19 protein-coding genes are annotated in these 21285 nt (G+C 42.3%); 5 read left to right on the top strand and 14 right to left on the bottom strand.

What is annotated here, in order from left to right; translation table 11 throughout:
- Positions 1-200: 200 nt before the first annotated feature.
- From AABK37_RS12900 to AABK37_RS12875, 6 genes are all read right to left on the bottom strand, one after another.
- Positions 201-365 carry a hypothetical protein gene (locus AABK37_RS12900; RefSeq protein ID WP_432551964.1) on the bottom strand — a complete coding sequence of 55 codons (165 nt, stop codon included), beginning with the start codon at positions 363-365 and terminating at the stop codon, positions 201-203.
- Entirely contained in the window at positions 355-1788 is a 1434-nt protein-coding gene (locus AABK37_RS12895; protein WP_432551963.1) for a class I SAM-dependent methyltransferase, read from the bottom strand. Before AABK37_RS12895 ends, AABK37_RS12900 begins: the two co-directional genes overlap by 11 nt.
- A gap of 49 nt (positions 1789-1837) precedes the next feature.
- The gene (locus AABK37_RS12890) at positions 1838-3346 is read right to left on the bottom strand and encodes a hypothetical protein (protein WP_432551962.1); all 1509 of its coding nucleotides are present in this window, start codon (positions 3344-3346) and stop codon (positions 1838-1840) included.
- Positions 3347-3688: 342 nt separating this feature from the next.
- A complete protein-coding gene (locus AABK37_RS12885; RefSeq protein ID WP_432551961.1) occupies positions 3689-5245 on the bottom strand; it encodes a hypothetical protein in 1557 nt (518 codons plus the stop codon).
- Between the two features lie 224 nt (positions 5246-5469).
- Complete coding sequence (locus tag AABK37_RS12880) at positions 5470-6240, bottom strand: TIGR03943 family putative permease subunit (protein WP_432551960.1); 771 nt, start codon at positions 6238-6240, stop codon at positions 5470-5472.
- A gap of 198 nt (positions 6241-6438) precedes the next feature.
- Positions 6439-7494 (bottom strand): permease, encoded by a 1056-nt coding sequence (locus AABK37_RS12875; RefSeq protein ID WP_432551959.1) that lies wholly within the window; start codon positions 7492-7494, stop codon positions 6439-6441.
- A 799-nt stretch (positions 7495-8293) separates the two neighbouring features.
- Here AABK37_RS12875 and AABK37_RS12870 point away from each other — a divergent pair.
- The 3 genes from AABK37_RS12870 (at position 8294) to AABK37_RS12860 (ending at position 10350) form a co-directional block, all read left to right on the top strand.
- Complete coding sequence (locus AABK37_RS12870) at positions 8294-8551, top strand: hypothetical protein (RefSeq protein WP_432551958.1); 258 nt, start codon at positions 8294-8296, stop codon at positions 8549-8551.
- Between the two features lie 117 nt (positions 8552-8668).
- Positions 8669-9523, top strand: coding sequence for an SGNH/GDSL hydrolase family protein (locus tag AABK37_RS12865; protein ID WP_432551957.1), 855 nt, complete (start codon positions 8669-8671; stop codon positions 9521-9523).
- A 176-nt stretch (positions 9524-9699) separates the two neighbouring features.
- Complete coding sequence (locus tag AABK37_RS12860; RefSeq protein ID WP_432551956.1) at positions 9700-10350, top strand: DUF4142 domain-containing protein; 651 nt, start codon at positions 9700-9702, stop codon at positions 10348-10350.
- 163 nt (positions 10351-10513) lie between these two features.
- Here the strand turns inward: AABK37_RS12860 and AABK37_RS12855 are convergent, their stop codons facing one another.
- Together AABK37_RS12855 and AABK37_RS12850 are read right to left on the bottom strand one after the other, a co-directional pair.
- A complete protein-coding gene (locus AABK37_RS12855; RefSeq protein WP_432551955.1) occupies positions 10514-10939 on the bottom strand; it encodes a type II toxin-antitoxin system VapC family toxin in 426 nt (141 codons plus the stop codon).
- Between the two features lies 1 nt (position 10940).
- Complete coding sequence (locus AABK37_RS12850) at positions 10941-11204, bottom strand: hypothetical protein (RefSeq protein WP_432551954.1); 264 nt, start codon at positions 11202-11204, stop codon at positions 10941-10943.
- A 109-nt stretch (positions 11205-11313) separates the two neighbouring features.
- Between AABK37_RS12850 and AABK37_RS12845 the strand changes: the two genes are divergently transcribed.
- Positions 11314-13983 carry a HEAT repeat domain-containing protein gene (locus AABK37_RS12845; RefSeq protein WP_432551953.1) on the top strand — a complete coding sequence of 890 codons (2670 nt, stop codon included), beginning with the start codon at positions 11314-11316 and terminating at the stop codon, positions 13981-13983.
- A gap of 87 nt (positions 13984-14070) precedes the next feature.
- Here AABK37_RS12845 and AABK37_RS12840 read toward each other — a convergent pair whose 3' ends face one another.
- Positions 14071-14214 (bottom strand): hypothetical protein, encoded by a 144-nt coding sequence (locus tag AABK37_RS12840; protein ID WP_432551952.1) that lies wholly within the window; start codon positions 14212-14214, stop codon positions 14071-14073.
- 94 nt (positions 14215-14308) lie between these two features.
- Between AABK37_RS12840 and AABK37_RS12835 the strand changes: the two genes are divergently transcribed.
- A complete protein-coding gene (locus AABK37_RS12835; protein WP_432551951.1) occupies positions 14309-15658 on the top strand; it encodes a sensor histidine kinase in 1350 nt (449 codons plus the stop codon).
- Between the two features lie 138 nt (positions 15659-15796).
- Here the strand turns inward: AABK37_RS12835 and AABK37_RS12830 are convergent, their stop codons facing one another.
- The 5 genes from AABK37_RS12830 to AABK37_RS12810 all read right to left on the bottom strand — a co-directional run.
- A complete protein-coding gene (locus AABK37_RS12830; protein ID WP_432551950.1) occupies positions 15797-17248 on the bottom strand; it encodes a glycosyl hydrolase family 57 in 1452 nt (483 codons plus the stop codon).
- Between the two features lie 85 nt (positions 17249-17333).
- Positions 17334-17978 (bottom strand): hydrolase, encoded by a 645-nt coding sequence (locus AABK37_RS12825; protein WP_432551949.1) that lies wholly within the window; start codon positions 17976-17978, stop codon positions 17334-17336.
- 157 nt (positions 17979-18135) lie between these two features.
- Positions 18136-18993, bottom strand: coding sequence for an AraC family transcriptional regulator (locus AABK37_RS12820; RefSeq protein ID WP_432551948.1), 858 nt, complete (start codon positions 18991-18993; stop codon positions 18136-18138).
- Positions 18994-19147: 154 nt separating this feature from the next.
- Positions 19148-20014 carry an SDR family NAD(P)-dependent oxidoreductase gene (locus AABK37_RS12815; RefSeq protein ID WP_432551947.1) on the bottom strand — a complete coding sequence of 289 codons (867 nt, stop codon included), beginning with the start codon at positions 20012-20014 and terminating at the stop codon, positions 19148-19150.
- A 643-nt stretch (positions 20015-20657) separates the two neighbouring features.
- Positions 20658-21285, bottom strand: a 628-nt coding sequence (locus tag AABK37_RS12810) for an RNA-guided endonuclease InsQ/TnpB family protein (protein WP_432551946.1), incomplete at its 5' end; no start/stop codon positions are given.

Raw genomic sequence — 21285 nt, 5'->3', positions numbered from 1 at the left:
TTGAAGATACTCAAGCTTCAGTTAAGATGATTAGCCACCAGCAGCAAAAGTAGCCATAATCAAAACTGAAAGTAAAATACCGGGGGTAAGTAGTGTCACTAGCATTAACAGGTCATGAGTAGACATAATTTTTACTTGTTGAATGTTTTTGTCTTAACTGCAATCACTGTTATGGTAGACTATCTATCCAAAAGGCTGTATTAATATAGTTTTAACTTTTTAGATTTATTAGGGAATTGGGCATTGGGAATTGGGAACGTGGTAATTGGGCATAGGTAATAGAAAAAAATTGTCCCCCTTGTCTCCCTTGTCTCCTTGTCTCCTTGTCTCCTTGTCTCCTTGTCTCCCTTGTCCCTAGTCCCCATTCCCCAGTCCCTTCAATGGTTGAGAAATTTCTGCTTGTGTGAGTCCTTTACTTTGAACTAAGACACCAAAGCCACCCAATCCCATAGGATCTAAAAGCTGGTGTAGTGCATCCCGTCGTTGCAGCATCTGGGAAATTGGTTGCTGTTGATAAGAGAGGTTGGCGATGCGTAAACCTAACCCCAAAGCCATCAAAAACAATCCCTGCTGGGTAAAACCGACTTTTTGCAAACCAGAGCGATCGCCCGATTTTTCCAAAGCGGTAAAATCAACATGAGCCGTGATGTCTTGTCGTCCAATGTTTATATAAGGGTTGTTATGGTGTCGATGCTGATAGTAACACTGTAAAGTTCCTTGCGATCGCCTGGGGTTATAGTAACGATTGGCAGGATAGCCATAATCTATTGTTAACAGATACCCGCGCTTCAATCGGTCTGCCACTATACTCAGCCAGTCTACTGCCGCTAAATTAATTTCACTGCGGTAGCCATCTGCATAAGCACTTTGGGCAAAATCTATTCCTAATAAATCAAAATATTCAGCTATCTTCGGTGATGAAACTTCGCCAATTACCTCGACAAATGGGGAAGTGGGGGATGAGGGGGATGAGGGAGACAAGGGGGATGAGGGAGACAAGGGGGATGAGGGAGATGAAAAAGAAATTCCCCCAAGTCGTCCTCCACGCCCGGCGTCTTTGTCACCTTGTCCTCCTTGTCCTCCTTGTCCTCCTTGTCCCCTTGTCTCCTTGTCTCCTTGTCCCCTTGTCTCCTTGTCGTCCCCCGATCCCCGCGTTGTTACATAAATTTCTCGCAGTTGCCCTGCTTCTAAGGTAAACTGATGCACTGGCAAGGCATCCACTAATTCGTTAGAAAAAAAGCAGCCAGTGATTGATAATGGCGGTATATCCTCTAAATTGCACCAGCGTAAAGGAAAATCTTGCAAGCGTTGCTGTTGTTCTTGTCTTAAGGCAAGAGACTTCTCTACAATTACATACTCTAATGAGGCAAAAAAGTCAGCAAGTTCCCGTCTTGGCGCTTTGCGTCGTTCGCGTAGCGTCTCCGACAGGAGATGGGAAACTTGCTGACCCGAAGGGTCAAGGTATTGCTGTTGTAAATAGTTAAGAATATCTGCTGCTAACAATCCTTGACCTGCTCCCATTTCTACTAGAGTAAATGGTTTTGGTCGCCCTAAAATCTCCCACATCTGAACAAATTGTTCAGCTAGCAATTCGCCAAAGTCACTACCAAGGTGAACGGAGGTGAAAAAATCACCTTGTTTTCCCAGGTTCACTGCTTTGGTGGAATAATAGCCGTGTTCTGGATGATACAGCGCTATGTCCATATATTCGGCAAAAGTAATTCGCCGATGGGGACTTGAGGCAATGCGCGAGCTGATAATTTCACACAACGCTGGATTAGAATCCATAGTGGGGTTTGGGGATTAATTGAGCGATGAATCGCTCACTACGTAGTATCTATTTTTTCTTGGGATAAAAATTCGGGAGTTCAACAGATGCTAATGACTTTCGCTTTTTGGGTGGACGCTGGGGATAAACCACCGGTGAGGGGGAGTTGGTATCAGCGGTGTAATCTGTCAATGGTTCTTGGGAAAAATTATTTGCCTGTAATTCCAATGGGTTAAATGGTGTCACTTCTGACCAGTAATCTTCTGGTTCTTCAGCCGTAGTTTCGGTAAGGGGTAAACTTGATGACATTGGTGATGCATCCCGAAGCGGAGAATGTCTTTCTACAAAGGCATTCTGAGGATTTATTGTTTTTTCATCGTTTGAAATTGGTGTGGCGATCGCTTCCCATATCGGCGGAATCGGCTGAGTTTTTTCTGTATCTTTTTTATCAGCTGGTTTTGCCGCGAAAAACATTTGGATGACATCATCCAGCTGCTCGTCTATATTATTTGATGAAGGTGTGGTGTGGGGTGCGATTGGTTCATCATCAATTGAGCGCGATTCTTTTTCGGTGTTTACGTCGATGGTTGCTGGTTGTGAAGTTGAGAATTCCCAGGTAGATGAAGTAGAATCAGATCGTTCGCTTGTGTCTGAGCGTGATAATAAAGATTCTCCCCACGGATAATTTAGCTCGTTAGTCAAAGAATCTATCTGTGCCGACCAAGGTTTAATCGGCTCGGCGTTAGAGAATGAAGACGAAGCCTGTTTAGAGTTTCTTGGTTGGCAAATGTTGATGTCGTCTGACTTATTGGCGCTATCATCATTTGAATCATAGCTGGGGACAGGACTTTCCAAACACTTTTCCAAAGCTGCTTTAAATTGCAGAGTTTGGCGCTGTTGTCGCATTAACCGACTGCGTAACTCTCGACAAGTAGTTTCTGATTGTAATATCTGGTGAGACTGTTCGTTGTAGCTAGTTTGAATTTTGGCACATTCCCGCTCTAACTGGGCAAGCCGTTGTTGGCTAATTTCTAGCTGTGATTTATAATTTTCGATTAAACTTTCCTGACGTTGAACAGTTTGGACGGCAGTTTCTAACTGTTGGAATAAAGACTTTATTTGCTCGCCTGCTGCGGATAGTTCCTGAGTTTGTTGCCCAAGCATCGATTCGGCAACGCTTGAGCGCTTTTTTTGCCACTGCAATGCTTTTTCTGACTCAGATAAGTCAGCTTTTAACACCTCCACCTGTTCATACAAGTTGGTGTTAGCCCTCCGCAATTCTTCATTCAATTCCAGCAGCTTCTTGAATTCGTCATCAATCAGTGCTTGTTTTTCGCTGTCCGGTTCTGCCACCCAATCTTGCGAGGAAGCGGGTATTCTCGACTCCGACGCACTACTAGCTTGGGCTTCGGGTAACTTGTCTTCTGCTGGCATCAAAAGTGGCAATTTCATCATTGCCATGTTGTTATTGGGCAAAACTGAATAAAAGGGACAATTCCCCGGATCTGATTGTGGCGAATTTGTCAAATTTTCTGATTCAATAAAAGTCCCGTTATCTATGTTGTCCGCTTGATTCATTACTCTCCACCACCCAGCAGCTTCAAACTGTTCAGCACTAACACAGTATAATTACTCATGTATACTGTCTGATCCAAGTTTACTTTAGAAGACAAGTGCAGCTCTCCCAAACACTCCTTCATTTGTCATCAATCTATGTTATTTATTTTCCCGTATGAGGGCGCTGATGACGTTATAACATTTTGAATTAGAGATAGGAAATTATTAATGATTGCAGCTTGTGAAGATAGGCAGAATACCTGTTCAGTGCGGCAATTAAACAAAATCCTATTATTAAGAATATTTAAGTAGAGACGTTCTTTGTTACATATTGTAGAGACGTTCCGGTGGAACGTCTCTACGTCAGGGTAGCCAGCTGGGGTGAAATCCGGTTAAGGGAAGTGGTTCTGGTTTGATTTCGGCAGTTGTTCCGGCATCGGTGATAGGTAACAGAGGCATTAACCATAAACTACTAGTGGCGATCGCTTCTCCGTCATCGCTTCTCAAAGTGTTTCCCGGTGATGGGGGAATGTTCGGATCTTCAGGCACTACTTGGTCAAATAACAATCCTAAACCATCCGGTGCTAAACTCATTTCGACATTTCGTTGATCGGGGGGTAACACGAACAGTGGTTTCTGTTGCGCCGTTTTTAGGTCAATTGCAACTAAATATGGCTGTTCTTGATATACTTCTCCTCCTTGTAATAGCTGTGTTACCAAGCAATATAAAGTGGGTGAGGCAGTATCAAACTGACACTGAACAATTGAACCTGTAGTTTTTAACAGCAGTTTGTTGACACCTTGATTTGTGACTAAAAACAAATCTCGCGTGTAATCTGTATTAAACTTGACCATTGCCGCTTGAGAACCGTCTTTAGAAAAAGCTTGCACCAAGCCAAATTGTGGGAAAAAAGCTAGGGGTTTACTACCATCTGTTTTTAAAGGTAAAATCGCTGTTCCCTCTCCTTGGGCAACTGCTACAGATTGACTATCTGGGGTAATCGTAAAATCCCCTCCTGGCGGACTTTGCACGCGCTTCAGGTTTGGTTTTTCTCCTGGTTTAGTGTTTGCTGGCATAAACCACAGCCCAAAGTCACCAGGACTAGCTTTATTTCCTCGCTGAATGGCAATTGTTTGTCCATCCTGAGATATGTCAAATTTTAAGTTTTGAAAGTCTTTATTATCTAATATTAGGTCAACTTTTCCTGCTGGTTCAGCTTGTTTTTTCGGTTGTAAAGAAATGCCTGTAGTTACTGTATATAGCTGCGCCGAAAGTAAGTCTTGACTTGATGATGTGCGAGCAGAAAATATAATTTTGTCTCCTTCTGGAAATGGCTTATAGTCCATCACTACCAAATCTTTGGGAGTCAGTATTTTGTTTTGGTCTTGAGTCAAATTATAAAGAACTAATCGTCCCTTTTCTTCTTTGTCTGCTCCTATATAAAGCATAATGCGATCGCGTGTGCGAAAGTTACCTACAAAAGGTGCGTTCGTCCGTTTTTTTCCTTCTTTTTCCGCAAACTTATCTTTTGCACCTTGTAACTGCACTTTATAAGTTGTGCCATAAGGCGCTGGTGTCAAAAGCGTATAAAACATTTTCCGCCCTGCCCAACTAAATTTACCTCCTACTAGGGGAGGGTCAATTTTCAAGTTTTGCTCAACGCTTTTTGTGTCCATTGGGCGACTAAAAGAAAGGGCAAAACGGTTATATTCTGCCCCAATTTTTTGATTCTCCCAATTGGAATTAGTTAAAGATAAATCTTTTGTCTCAGTTTCTTGATGTTGCCAGGTAAAGTCTCGCACACGAGATGTTACCACGTCTCCTTGCAATATCATTACTCCTATCACGAAACAGAGTAGGAGCATTAGCGCGATCGCCGCACGATCTAGGGGTTGGATAGAGGCTTTAAAATTGGTCATTGGATAGTGGATAGTGGGTAGTGGATAGTGGGTAGTGGAATTTGGATAGTGGAATTTGGATAGTGGATAGTAAATAGTCGATAGTGGATAGTGGAATTTGGATAGTAATTAGCAACTAACAACTAACAACTCACAACTCACAACTAACAACTCACAATTCACAACTAACCACTCACAACTAACCACCAACAAATAACAATTAACCACTAACAACCAACAAATAACTAATAACTATATGGATCTTTTGGTTGGGGAATTTTTTTAATGGAACTGGCAGCGATGGTGAGCTGGCGTTTGCCGGACAGAGTTTCTGTTGCCATTTGTCCTTCTACTTCTAGCCAGGTATCAGGTGTGTATTGTTCGCTATTTGGAGTTAATTTTACGGGTAATCCTACAGGATAAGCGTCTGCGGCACAGCAAGTTAGAACAAATTTACCTAAGAACAAATAATCTTTTTGTAAATTTGGCGGGTGAATCACAAATCCCTGCACTTTGGCTTTTTGTCCTGAATATTTATCTGGTTCTGGATAAACATTAAGTTCGCGTACCCAGTCTACAAGCGATCGCTTCTCTGGAGGAGTGGAAGCACGAAATGCTTGGGGTTTGATGCGGGCTGTTCCCAAGAAATCAGTAACATCTCGTTGCAGTGCTTTGTCACTAGCAAAGACTCGCGGTGTAAAAATTAATCCGAGAATTGCCGCTGTTAATACCAAAGCACTACCCCAAGCAGGGGGAAATAAATTTACATGTTCGGCACTGGGTATAATATCACGCCGTCGTCGCCGCCACAGTTCTTGCGCTCTGAAAAAAGCGACAATTAGCAAGCTGATACCGCTGGCGATCGCTAACCAAAAATAATTCGGATGAATTAACAAATTTAGCTTGCCAGTCAGCCAGTATTTCAACAATAAAATTCCCCAAGCTGCAATTGCTATAACATCCAGCCAAGGAAGTAACAAATTTGGTTTTTTAGGTTTTCGATTTGGGGTGGTCATTGGTAATGGGTTAGTAGTTAGTGGTTAGTTGTTAATTGTTAGTTGGAGCGGTAGAGACGTGACAATAAAACGTCTGTACAAAAAAAGCGTTGGAGCGTTGTGAGTTCTTAGTTGCTAATTACTATCTACGCTCCCACGCTTCTACTATCCACGCTCCACTATCAACTATCAACTATCAACCAACAACTATCAAATTTATTAAATTACGTGCAAGTTGATGAAAAGCGTAAGTAAAAATGTCAATAGTCCTGCCAAGCCAAATAAGTAAAATACAGTTCGTGGCTTGAAAATTGTCAACATTAAACCAACGCCTTTAATGTCAATCATTGGACCATATACCAGGAATGCTAATAAAGAACCACTGGTAAATGTGGAGGCAAAAGACAGGGCAAAGAATGAATCGACTGTGGAACAAATTGACACAACAGCCGCTAATATCAGCATGGTAGCGATCGAGCTAACAGGACCCGCACCGAGACTGAGTATTAAGTCACGGGGGGCTAACACTTGAATTGCTGCGGCGATCGCACTGCCGATAACCATCACTGCGCCTAATTCTCGCAATTCTTGGACGGTATTATCTAGCAATAGCCGCAGTTTATCTTTTAGCGGTTTTAAGGGTGTAGAAGTTGGCTCAGTCGTCTGCATTAAATTACTATCTATCTTAATGCTTGAACCGGCTTTTCCTCCTAAAAAATAAGTCCCTGACTGTAATAAACCAGATGCTGTTGCTTCTTTGGCTGCCTGGGAACGATGAGTTCGCCGTTTGGGTTCTGGTTTGCGTGGTGGGTTAAACTTCAGATAACGAGCGATCGCGCTATTCAAAATCGGACTCAAATCCTTTTGAAAACTAAAGACAAACCCGATTATCGTGGCGATTAATAGCGAAAACACCACTCGTAACACCACTATCTCTGGCTGATCGCGAAACGCCGTCCAAGTTGCCCAAATCACAATCGGGTTAACAGTTGGTGCTGCCAGCAAAAAACCAATTGCCACGGGTGTAGGTACTCCTTGCATCAGCAATCGCCGCGCTACCGGCACGTTGCCGCACTCACACACCGGAAACAAAAAGCCGATCAAACTCCCAGCAAACGCACCCAGCAGCGGATTTTTTGGCATTGCCGCCACCAATTTGCGCTCATCGACAAACAATAACAGCAAACTGGAGAACAATACCCCTAGCAGTAAAAACGGTATCGCTTCTACTAGCAGACTAAGAAATAGGGTGAAACCATTGTTCAGTTGATTCATGTGTGTCGCCGATCAAAGCGGTGTGAGTTGAAGTGGTGATCCCCAGCCATTTTATCGAAATGGGGATCAAAAACAGATAGAAATCATTAAACATTACTAAAAAAAAAGTTGCGTAATCGGGCATAGGGCAATGGGCATCGGGCATGGTTGAGGAGGGGGAGGCAGTGCGGTGAGACCAGCCCCCGACGGGCGCGGTCTCCCTGATCGATGGGGGACTGGCTCTCCCGTTGGGTCTTGGGGTTTCACGCCACTCCCGCGACTGTCGGGAAACCCGCCCACGGGGGTGGCTCCCCAAGTGGAGCATCTGCCTATGATTGGGAAAAGGGAAAAGGGGGAAAGGGGAAGAAAAATATAATACACGTATTTAAATAACTCTTTATTTCCATAGCTTTTACCTTTTCCCTTTACCCTTTTCCCCTCTTAAAAAAGCCCATTGCCCATTAAACAATTGCCCTATACCCATTACCCATTGCCCAATGCTCCATTACCTACCTAAGTGAGTTTATTTACTTTTGTTATAGTTGTGCTAGATTGCTTGAGTTTCAAAATGGTTCCCATTCTCGGCGTAACTACCTAAAAAACATCATTTTTTATAATGCATCTTTAAACACTTACAGTAATTTGGCTAGATTGAGTGTTAGCTTAGACGTATTTTCATCAAAAATTTACAGTTTTTAAACAGAAGGGCGATTTTTGGCTATAGGCGATCGCCTGACTAGTCAAAATTGAGTGAACTATAGATTATAAAGTAAAAATTAAGAATCAGTCAAAGAATTTAAGGCAGACGAGCGCAGATTCTGTGGGAGCGCAAATTACACATATTATTGTAGAAACGTTCGGTCCAAAACGTCTCTACGACGATTACGGTTGTGGGCATTGGTGGATTTTGGGGTGCGATCGCACTAACGGCGGGTTCCGCATCGCCTCAACAACCAACAATACATCAAATGTAGTAAAATCACACCCGAAAATTACGGTTGCCCTTCCATTGTTCTGTTTGCAGCTTGTTACATTAAAGAAGTGTGAAGCAAACGCAAACATAATTTTTTATTTATAACTCTTAACTATTATACTATAAGAATTATTTTTTTTAACAACAATAATAATCGCTTTTCCAGCGAATAATTAAAATTTATCTGCTAAAAAAGCAGGAATTTTTGCCGCGAATAAATCGATGAAAAAAAAGATTCTTCTATTAGCAATTCTTGCTGTTTTATCTTTTATTATGACTACATTTGCACCCTCACTTTCCAGCGTTCATAAAATAAATCAACTCTATATTTTTGGCGATAGCCTTTCGGATACTGGGAATATATACCGCGCTACCGGGGGTGTCTATCCTTCTAGTCCTCCCTATTTTCAAGGACGTTATTCTAATGGTTTAATCTGGGTAGAATATCTTGCCTCTGGGCTGAAGTTAACTCCCAAACAAAGCACTAACTTTGCTTTTGGTGGTGCAACGACGGGAAGCAGCGGGATGAATGGAATACCGGGATTGTTAGCGCAAGTTAATAATTTTACTTCATCTCATCCGGATATAAATCCTAATGCGCTTTATGTTCTCTGGGCTGGTGCTAATGATTATCTTTATGGTAGTAGCAATTCAACGATGCCAATCGAGAATTTATCTAGAGCAATTGAGTTACTCTCTACAGCAGGTGCGAAAAAAATTCTCGTTGCTAATATACCTGATTTAGGAAAGCTTCCAGCCACACGTTACACAGCAAACTCTAATAGCCTTAGTGAAAGCGCGATCGCTCACAATCAAAGTTTGGCTAAATCCTTTGAGGTGCTGAACGATAAGTTAGGTCATGATACCCAAATTATCGAACTTGACACGAATTCTTTATACCGCGAAGCAATTACCGAGCCAGCCAAATTTGGTTTCACAAATGTAACCAACGCTTGTCTAAATAATGTTGCTGTCTGCGATAATCCAGACAAGTTTTTATTCTGGGATGGCATTCATCCAACAACTGCCGCTCATCGGATATTGGCAGAAGCAGCTTTAAAAGCACTTAAAAATTAGCTTGATAATATCAGCGCTGTTGATGTTCAATAGACCCGAAGTATCTCTAGAGATGGAAGGGCAAGCTATCTTGGGGTAGAAGTTATAACCAACTATAATATATACCCTTTTATTAAGTGCAACTAAAACCTTGTTTTCAAACCTTAATCATTTTACAAAGATTTAAACAGGTATCAATGAAAATGCAAAATCAGACAAAAACGATTCAAAAAATTGTTGGCGGCTTTTTAGGAGTTGCTAGCGCTAGTGTCTTCATTATACCAGCGCTGGCACAAGCAAACACTTCCAAACAGTCTATTATCGCCCAGATGAGTTCTCCTGGTGGCACTATGTCTGCTCCTACTACAAATTCTAGTCCAAATTCTAATCCTTCAACTAGAAATTCTAGTCCTTCAACTACTAGTCTCGACACAGAATTTATCACCAAAGCGGCGCAAAGTGACATGACTGAAATCCAGACAAGTCAACTAGCATTGCAAAAGTCTAAAAACAAATCTGTGAGAGACTATGCCCAGATGATGATTAAACACCATACCGAATCGAGCAAAGAACTCAAGCCGATCGCACAGTCCAAAAATGTTACGCTGCCAACTACTATTGGTCCAGAAAACACAGCTTTGTTAACAAGCTTGAAAAAGGTAAGTGGTTCACAGTTTGACCAAGCTTACATGCAAGGACAAGTTCAAGCTCATACTAAAACTGACGCTGAGTATCAAAAATATCTCAACCAAGGACAAGATCCACAGTTAAAGGCTTTTGCAAGTAAGATTGAGCCGGTAGTTGCCCAACACTTGCAAATGGCTCAAAAGATGGTAGCCAGTCGTTAAATCGCACGCTTTGTCAACTTAAAAAACAAGATCCCCAACTTCTTAGAGAAGTCGGGGATCTGTGGTTTGATATCTGACTTAAGCCGCATACTACAACAAGAGCGCCGAAAATAATAAACACCTCAAGGAATTACGACACATGGGTGACGGCAGTCATAAAGCATTAAACTGACTCTCCTAGCAATCTGACAGCAAAACCTTGTCCAGTTGCATTGCGATAGAGGGGTCCATCTAGAGTCCACAATTCGGCTCCTAAAGTTTCTGCCAGTGCTAGATAAGCTGCATCGTAAGCACTCTGGCGACGTAAGCTTAAGGCAATCTCAATAACTCTCGTTCCTGAAACAATTGGGTGATAGGTAATTGGCAAATGTGAGAGGAAATTCCAAGCTGCTGTTAATTCATTTTCAAAGAAAGTTGCAGCTACAACTGAGCGCGTTAGGGAATTAGCTACCTCGTAAAGTGCTAAATCTGGTGCGTGCAGAGGAACACCCCGCTCTATCCAATCTGTAAACTGTATTAGAACTTGTTCGCCACGAGGATCGTTATTAACCAAAACTACCAGTAGGTTAGCGTCTACTACAATTGCCAAGCTAAAAAATTCCTCGTTGCTCTAACTCTTGCCGACTCTCTCGCGCTAATTTAACTGCATCTACTGGTGGCATCTTTCTGGCAATTTCACGCAGTCGCAGTAGTGCCTCACGGGGGTGAATGAATGGATTTACCTGAGCCAGACTGTTATGCAGTAAAGTTTGAGCCAAGGTTTCTGGAGGCACATTAAGTCTTATCGCCTCAGTTTGCAGGCGATCGCGATCCTCAGGAGAAAGTTGAATAGTCAGAAATTTGGACTCACTCATACTTCTAATCTACATCATGGCAAGGCATTGTTTGCCCAATTTTACGGAAAAGCGGGTAATAGTGATGTAGATTATCAGTAATTTCCCCCTCCTGATCAGAGGTATACTGATGGGCAACAGCACGCTTCCGAGATTTTTCGCAGTTGTAGCGCTTTCTTTTTCCTGCCTTTCATTGTCTGTGCTGCCGATAAGCAAAGGATGGACGCAAAATGTCAGCAACACTGAGATTAATTCTTATATTGAGAAGTTGGGGAATGATGCTGAATCTGAAAAAGCCTCTAAAGCCTTGCAGAAACGTGGCTTAAAAGCTGTTCCCGATTTAGTTAAAGCGTTGCAAAACAAGAACCCAAAAGTTCGCAAATCTGCTGCCTATGTCTTGGGAAGCATTGGGAAAGAAGCAGCATCGGCTGTTCCCGCACTTGCTGAAGCTTTGAAGAATGATAAAGAGGCAAATGTTCGCTACTTTGCTGCCTCTGCTTTGGGAAGGATTGGAAAAGAAGCAGCATCGGCTGTTCCCGCACTTGCTGAAGCTTTGAAGAATGATAAAGAGGCAAATGTTCGCTACTTTGCTGCCTCTGCTTTGGGAAGGATTGGAAAAGAAGCAGCATCGGCTGTTCCCGCACTTGCTGAAGCTTTGAAGAATGATAAAGAGGCACAAGTTCGCTCATCTGCTGCCTATGCCTTGGGAAGGATTGGGAAAGAAGCAGCATCGGCTGTTCCCGCACTTGCTGAAGCTTTGAAGAATGATAAAGAGGCAGAAGTTCGCTTATCTGCTGCTGATGCCTTGGGAAACATTGGTGAAAAAGCAGTATCGGCTGTTCCCGCACTTGCTGAAGCTTTGAAGAATGATAAAGAGGCACAAGTTCGCTACTTTGCTGCTGATGCTTTGGGAAGCATTGGAGAAAAAGCAGCATCGGCTGTTCCCGCACTTATTCAAGCTTTGAAAGATAATGATGTTGATCCTTACGGTGATAAGGTTAAAGATTCTGCTATTTCTGGTTTGGGACGTATCGCTGAAAGCTATCAAGATAATGCCAGTAAACTATCCAGCACAGATTTAGACAAAGCTATATCTAACTTGGAAAAAGCTTTAAAAGCTGCGGATGACCTCAAAGATAATTTTACAGACCAAGATAAAGCACCTTTACGCCGATCGCTCTATTTCCTGAAAAAAGAAAAAGACTCTCGCTTCTTTGATAGAACCTTAGAATGGATGGTTAAACATCCTTGGGTAACAGGTGCGCTAATTTACATTATCTTTGTCCCCTCTCTCTGGTTCGCACTGCTGCGCTTGCGTCCTTTGTGGCTTTTACACATCGACAACGCCCTGAAACCATTCTCCAGCTTTAAATTACCTGATATCCTGGGTGGGGGAACTTTACCCATCCGCACTTTACTATTTATAGAATTTTTTAATTATCGCCCCAGAGTGCTTGATGCTTGGGTTACTGCACACATCGACTCGGCTAAAGAGGGATTTGGTAAGAAGAAAACCGTAAGCGATCGCTTTGTTCACGTCCCCATTCCGGTTATTCTAGATAACAATAACCTCGCTCACCTCACCGGAAAAGATTTACAACCAACTTTCGATAAAAAACGCGCAACTTTACTACTTTGGGGGGAAGGTGGCGCAGGTAAAACTAGTTTGGCTTGTCAGTTGGCAGTGTGGGCAATGTCTGACGATGCAAATCAACGCATCAGTCAACATAAAATGCTGCCAGTTTTAATTGAACAAGAATTAGACTTTGATGTGGCAGCAGGCAAACAACCTTTAACAGAAGCTATTTGCGGACAACTTCAAGCTTTAATTGGGGAAGCAGAACCGATTCCTGAAGAATTACTCGCGCATCTGCTGCGGCAACGGCGTATTCTAGTAATTGTGGATCACTTGTCGGAAATGAGCGAAGCCACACGCAAGCAAATTCGCCCAGGAGATCCAGATTTTACAGCGAATGCCTTAATTGTCACTTCCCGACTTGAAGAAAAGCTGGACGAAATACCGAAAACGACAATTAAACCGTTGCGGGTTGCAGGCGATCGCCTTTCATCTTTTATGGAAGCATACTTAACGCAGCGAGGCAAGCGTAATTTATTCGACGATCCAGAGTATTTTGATGCATGTCGTCGTCTTTCTTTAATGGTAGGGCAACGCAACATCACTGTATTGCTGGCAAAACTTTACGCAGAACAGATGATTGCCACAAAAGAAGGTACAGCGATTGATTTACCGAATAATATACCCGATTTGATGTTGGCGTACCTCAACGAACTCAACCGAGGTGCAGCCGAAAACGAACCAGATAATCGTACCGTACAACGAGATGCGAAAGCGATCGCCTGGGAATGTCTCAAGCAAACTTTGCGTCCCACAACTGCCATACTTAATGATGTTTTAGCTGCACTTGATGCTCATGATAACCCCGAAGCACGTCTGGAACATCTAAAAAAACGCTTGCACCTAATTGACATTATCGGTTCCGAAGAAAATAAAATTCGCTTTGCCCTCGATCCGCTAGCAGAATATCTCGCCGGCTTATACCTGCTAGACTCTTACGGAAACGATAAAACCTCCTGGCACAATTTTCTCACTCAAGCCGAAGCGACATCAGATATTGAATTAATCAAAGGTTTCCTGTTAGCACTACAAGATTGTTATTTAGCAAAAGGTGCAGAAGCACAAATTCCAGACTTCGTAGCAAAAAAACTTGCAACCCTAACAGGTTTAGTTCCGCAAGCAACTAGACAAACTCAACTTGTAGCTAAAGCTGTTAGTTGTTAGTGGTTAGTTGTTAGTTGTTAGTGGTTGGTTGTTAGTGGTTAGTTGTTAGTGGTTGGTTGTTAGTGGTTAGTTGTTAGTGGTTAGTTTTTAGCGGTTGTCCCCCTGTCCCCTTGTCCCCCCTGTCCCCCTGTCCCCCTGTCCCCTTGTCCCCCTTATCCCCCTTGTCCCCCTTGTCTCCCTATCCCCTTGTCTCCCTTGTCTCCCTTGTCCCCCCACTCCCCCACTCCCCACCTCCCCACCTCCCCACCTCCCCAGACAGAGGCGAAAATGTTAGCCTATTGGTTAGCTTTGAGGCTTTAAGTCTCTGTACAAACCAGGGTTTCAAGTGGAACAGCAATTCAGTTCGCAAATATTACCACCAATATTGTCTGAGGGAAGCGATCGCGATCTCGGTATAGAATCGACTCTCCAAGAACTGCCACTATACAACTTCGGCGTGGAAATTAGCTGTACTGGCACAGAAGTTGCTGAATATTTTGAAAAATATCCGTTGCTACCTGGAGCAATTTTGTTAGATCAAGGTAAATTCATTGGTATGATTTCCCGACGCCGGCTGCTGGAATTTTTGATTCGTCCCCACGGACAAGAGTTATTTTTTACAGAGCCGCTAAGTGTTCTCTACAGCTATGCTCGTACAGGGATTTTGCTACTTCCTGATAGTACGCCGATTTTGAGCGCGATGCAAATCGCATTAAGGCGATCGCCTGAACTTTTGGCTGAACCAGTCATCGTCAAAACAGCACCTGATACCTACAGATTATTAGATATACAAGAATTGGGCATTGCCTCTTGGCAAATTCGGGGAATAGAAACTCAGGTGCGCTATGAACGCAGCCAAGCGCAAATGATTCAAAATGATAAAATGGCGAGTTTGGGACGTTTGGTAGATGGGGTAGCACATGAAATTTTAGATCCCGTAGGTTTTATTTGGGGTAACTTAACTTATGTTTCAAATTACAGCCAAGGTTTGCTCAAATTGATACAAGCTTACGACAAAGAGTTACCATTAGCTTCTACAGAAATAATCGATATTAAAGAAGATATTGAATTTGATTTTTTAGAACAAGATTTATCAAAAGCGCTGAAGAGTATCCGCACCGGTGCAGAAAGATTAAAAAAACTTGTTACCAGCTTGCAAAATTTTTGTCACATCGACGAACTTTATCCAAAACCAGCAGATTTACACGCTTGCATAAATAGTATTTTATTGTTAATTAACAGCCGAATTAAAGGAGAAATTGAAATTGTCAAACATTATGGAAATTTGCCCCCAGTGTATTGCTTTGTGGGGCAATTGAGCCAGGTATTGATGAATATTTTGAGTCAAGCTGTTGATGCATTGCTTGATGAAGCTGTACGACAGCAGTTCAATCCAAATACAAATCACAAACCAAAAATTGAAATTACTACAGAAGTTATTTCACAGTCAGCGACGAAACCTGACGCACCAGATTCTCGCTGGGTTTCCATTCGCATCGCTGATAATGGTCCGGGAATACCTCCGGCGTTGCAACAGCAAATTATTGAGTCTTTTTCTGTGGAAAAACGCGCTGATAAAGAAACTAGTTTAGCAGTTAGTTATCAAATTATCACAGCAAGACATGGAGGTAAATTTAATTTAAATTCCCAATTTGGCATTGGTACGGAATTTGAAATCCTTCTACCTTTAGTTTGAATTTCATAGTGAGCGCTAAAGCGCTCTCTTAATTAAAATTAAATTCCCAACTGAGGTCAGTAAAAAATTTGAAATCCTTTTACTTTTTGAGGAATTTTTCGTAGTTAGCGATCGCTAAGAAAGCGCTGTTAGCGCTTACTACGATAGCAACTTTTCACCACGTTGGTAAATTTCACGCGCATAATCAGTCCAAGCACCTTGTCCCCAATAACGAAAGCAGCTTGTTTGCAACAATAAGTTATGTAACAATGCGTTGCGGTAATGAGAATCTCTGGTTAGGCTGGAATCCACTTTTTGATGAAATAAACTGCTAAGTTGATTCATCGGACTAAGAACATTTTCATATCCACTTACCCAACTGATATGATTAGTCCAAGAAGCTCCATCCATGTGAAAATTTGAGTTATTTTGCTTGATTTCTTGAATTGCTTTTTCTACTTCTCCCGGTTGAATATTCTCGGATGAAACTCGCTGCCAAATTTGATGTTGTCCTATCGGTTGACAAGTTGGATAATCTTCACTTTTGCAACCAGCAGCTTCAATTAATTCTAAATATTCTGTTCCTGTCACACCAACAACACCTGTTTTACCGATTTGATGCCAAGCTTGTTTAAAAGCGCTAGGAAATTCATTCATCATCACCCCGCCATTTTCACCATCACCTATTTGACTAACTATTGGCGGGATATTTACACTACCCAATTGTTGTTTAGATAATGTTTTAGCTTCGTAGTAAGGTTGCATTTGACCAACTAATTTAGTATCGGAACCTTGAGTTTTAATTAAAGCGGTGATACTAATTGTTTCGCCTTGAGAATTGCGAGCCACAAGACGATGTGGTAAATGTTTGTAAGTTAGAGATTGACCGTCAAGAGTTTCTACAGAATGTTCTTGAACTAATAGCCAACGATAGCCGCATTCTTTCAGCGCTTTGACAAATTCAAAGAGAGTATCGGGATGATTTGGTAGGTGCATTTCTGGAGGTGAAAAGCCTTTGACTCGCGCCAATGCTTCCCAACCAAAAATCGCGGCAAAGTGATGTTGCCATGCTAAAATATGCAGTTTAATATCTGGGATAGGTGTAGAAGGAACTACAGCATGGCTCCACATTGTACCGAGCCATTCTACATAAGGTTGATAAGTGCGATCGCATGTTATCCGCTTCAAATTATTTAAAATATCCTCGCGTCCCATTTGTCGCAATCCCCACAACAAATTGCCAGAATAATCTAGCATGACGCGAGGATTGCAACCTTGGCTGACAAGTTCGGGTATAAAATCGCCCATGCGACTGTAACAATAAGCAAAAGGCGCTGCATTATGATTATCTCCTTCATTGGGATGTTCAAACATATATTGCAGATTGCTGATGAATCCGCCATCATGTCCTGCGGGGATGGTTGGCTGATGCATGTGGAGGGCGATCGCAAAAGTTGCGGTTACATCTTCCATCCGTAAATTGCTTGTTGGTAAAAATACAGGCGCATCACGGTTGACTACATCAAGCACCTCTGCTTCCCAACCAGAAATATTGGGCAAACCATCAATGATTTCCGGCAAAGTCGTGAGTAGGTTTGTTGGGGAAGGCATTTCTGGTTAGTTCCTTTCAGGAGATATATCTTATTATCCAACCGATGTAACAGCCTTCCCTCTTTAGTTGAGATATCTTTTTGTATTACACTCCAGATTTGACAGCAGCTATATCCCCCAGAAAATCGTAGAGTCCCATGTGTTCGCTATATGCTTTGTTCATAGCGGGTGTGGTTTTGCGGTCTTCGTCGTGTTTGAGTTCAGCCGCAACAGCAATCCAGTTTGTGGGAATCACACCTGCTTGGGTGAGACGCATTACTGATGCTAACTCTGCGGCTGGACTCCATGTACCGGAAGCGTCAATCACCGCGTAGACATCATAGCCGGCTGCGACCGCAGCAAGTGCGGGAAAAACAAGGCAAACATCGGTTGTGATTGCTGCCATAATTAATTTTTGGCGATTTGTGGCTTCAACTGCTGCACGACAGCGGGGATCGTTCCACAAGTTGATCGGAGAACGATCTAGAATTTCATGGTCGGGAAAAAGTTCTTTAATCTCTGGAATTGTTGGTCCGTTGGGTCCTTTGGCGGAACTGGTGAATAAAACCGTTGGTAAGTTGAATACTTTTGCTGTTTTCGCCAGAGCGATCGCGTTATTCTTCAAAATCTGCTGATCCATACTATGCACGCCGAGAAACAGACCCGCTTGATGGTCAATTAGCAGCATTGCACTATTTTCTGGAGTGAGTTGCTCGTAAAAAGCGCCTTTACCCATTGTTAAATTATTCATTGTTTTTCTTGTTGTCAGTTTTTTATTACAGAGTCTGCATTTTTATAAGTCAACGATACACACTTCACATTTTTGCCTGTGTAAAGTACAGCATTGAGCATAGCGATCGCTTTCTACTTCTGTCTCGCCGATTCTTGCTAATAACATCACATTCTTGTTATTTTTTGCGAATTTCTTTTGGCGTTACTCCCAAAATCCTTTTAAAATGGCGGCTGAGGTGGCTTTGGTGGGCGAAGCCAACTTGAAAGGCGACTTCAGAAATACTCAGTTTATTTTGTTTTTTTAATAACTGCTTTGCTCGTTCCACACGCTGCTGAATTACATATTGATGGGGAGTTACGCCCATCGACTGCTTAAATAAACGGGCAAAATAATATACACTCATTTGTAAATGCGAGGCGATCGCTTCTAAAGATAAATCCTCTGTAAGATTGTCGTTAATGTATGCGATCGCCTGCTGCAACTTATATTTAGAAAGACCATTTGTATATTCTTTTATAAGTTGCTCTTTGGTACAATAATTCCGCAACAGCTGAACTGATAGCGCTGTAGTCAACGAATCAGCATAAAGACGACTACCCAAGCCATTTGATTTTAGTTCTGATTGAAACAACCGCCCAATTTGATAAATGACGGGATCGCACATGCCAATGTATGATTTAAGTTCTATGCGATCGCCATCGATAGATTCATGAGCAATCTGAGCAATGCGTGCAGGCTCCACAGAAAACAAGATAAAGTCCGTTTCTTGCTGCCATAAATCCTTATGCGGTGCAGTTGCGGGAACAATCACCAACTCAGCGTTGGCAATTTGTTCACCCTGCAAATTACGAATTCCAATTACATGCTGTGCATGGCAATGTTCAAGAGTTTCCCAAGCCGGCTGCTGGTGATATTGTACAAGAATCCCATCCCAACCAAATTGGTGACTTGAAAGCAAAGGTAGGCGAGGGAGAACCTGTAAAGCATCGTTTTCTTGAGAGTAATCAACTGCTAAGAATTTCGCTTCTGGCATCGCTGTCACCTCTGTTGGGCTATGGGTATTTTAGCGGTAAGCAGTGCAAAAAAGGTTTCCCCACTTGCACCACACCGCCCTCAGACTAAAATGGGGCTACACCATGTTGGTTGCCATTGCCATCAAAGACGACGGAGCGCAACTTTACCGTATTTCAAGACAGAAACAAATCGCTGAAACGATGACGTGTCCACATCAATCTCTGCATTAGTCCTACTCGTCTTTGATAAAGCTGATGTCTTCTCGCTACTTGCTGCGGTGGAGTTGCCAGCTTTAAAATAAACTCCAGCAACCAAGGTGCAAGACGCTGACACCAAACAGCCAAATGACTTTGCCAACCAACTAAAATTTCTGGTGAATTTTTTGACAATCCGGTGACGAGTACTTGCGCTACTTCCTCAGGAGTCATGGGGATCGTCCAGCGAAATAATCGCATGTCGCGCACCATGTCTGTGTCTGTCAGAGAAGGCAATAAGGCTTTTACTTCAATATTGTATTGCGCGAGTTCTTGGCGCAGTGCCTGGGTAAATCCTAAAATGGCAAATTTGGTAGCTGAATAAGTCGCCATCGTCGGTGCAGCAATTTTCCCCATCAAGCTGGAGACATTAATGATTGTCCCTTGTCTTTGGCTTGCCATGCGTCGCGCTACCAAATGAGTTAGGGTGTAGGTTCCCAATAAATTCAGAGAAATTTCTTCTTGAACCTGCGGTAGTTTAGCTTGCAGAAATGAGTTTTGGTAAGCTATGCCGGCACAATTAACTAGCAAATGAATCGGACCGTGATTTCGCCAAACTTGAGCAACGGCAATATTTACAGCAGTCGGTTTGGTTAAGTCTATCGGTACGATGACCGCGCTGACACCGATTGTCTCAATTTCTTTTGCTACTTCAGCTAATTTGGCGCGATCGCGTGCCATGAGTATAACTCGCTGGGTGCCTTGTTGCGCTAATTGTAGTGCGATCGCCCGCCCAATACCACGGGAAGCCCCTGTAATTAGAGCTACCTTTCCTTGTATATTCATCGGTTTTTCATCTCCAAATTTTTGGTCTTACGGCGTTTCTTGTCAAGAAATATAATCAAAACTCCGAAGTTTCTTGACAGGTAAGACGAATAATCAATAGTTCTTAGAAACGAGATAAATCAGGCGCTAATTTGTTGTCATACCTCATAATTGCCATTCAAGCCAGAATTTACTCGCTTTTATTCCTAAGGATGGATATAGCTCATAGGTTACATTTCTCCTAAATACGAGCATTCACCAAAATCGTTGCTTTACACACCTTAACAACTAAATCAAGTAGCTGCAATATTTTTTAATAAGCATTTCTTAATAGTTTTTTACAAACTGTATATATACAGAATGATTTGGGAGATAAGTTTTTATTAATACTTCCTGTCAATATAGCGATCCCCTGACAAGCAGTGTAAAATTAATCGACTACATCAAAGAACTCGGCTATCTTTCCCAGGAAAAAAGCCATAATTAATACATATATTAGATATAAAAAAGATATATATAGCAGTGGTAGGGTGTGTTATGCCTGAGGGTACGGCACCGTTTTTACGATATATTGCGGTGCGCTGCTATATAAACCCTAGACAAGTCTAGACATTTATTTCTTACTTCATAGGGAGCATGGGAGCGGCTATCCCTCAGTAAGCTTTCACGCTTTAGCCAAACGTGATAGATTAATTGCTGCGTTCAAATCCCTGTCCATCAAATGTCCGCAACTTTGGCAGTTGTAAGTTCTTTCTTTGAGGAGCATATCTTGGATATGCCCACAATTGGAACAGGTTTTACTTGATGGAAACCAACGGTCAGCAATGATTATCTCACAACCGAACTTTTTCGCTTTATATTCCAACTGGCGTTTAAACTCATGGAAACCACAATCAGCAATTACTTGAGCTAATTTGTGATTTGATAGCATCCCAGAAACGTTTAAATCTTCTACTACTATTTTGGCGTGGTTTTTGCATAAGAAAGTAGTGATTTGGTGAAGAGTGTTTTTTCTGAGATTAGCTATCCTTAAATGATGTTTTGCGAGTTGTGTTTTGGCTTTGTTTCTGTTATTGGAACCTTTAACTTTACGAGCGAATTTACGTGACAATCTATGAAGTTTTTCAAGATGTGTCTTGTAATGTTTCGGGTTAGGAAAAACTACACCAGTGCTGAGAGTGCACAATTCATTAAACTCAACGAGGTTGTCACCAACCCCGTTGGTCTTCAAAACCGTGCGTGAAAGTTTCCCTTCACACGGCTCCTCAATGATTTGGTGCTTGTCACGCATA

The organism is Tolypothrix sp. VBCCA 56010 (assembly GCF_050875635.1).
GTDB lineage: Bacteria > Cyanobacteriota > Cyanobacteriia > Cyanobacteriales > Nostocaceae > Hassallia.
This window is presented reverse-complemented; position numbering and strand designations above follow the sequence as displayed.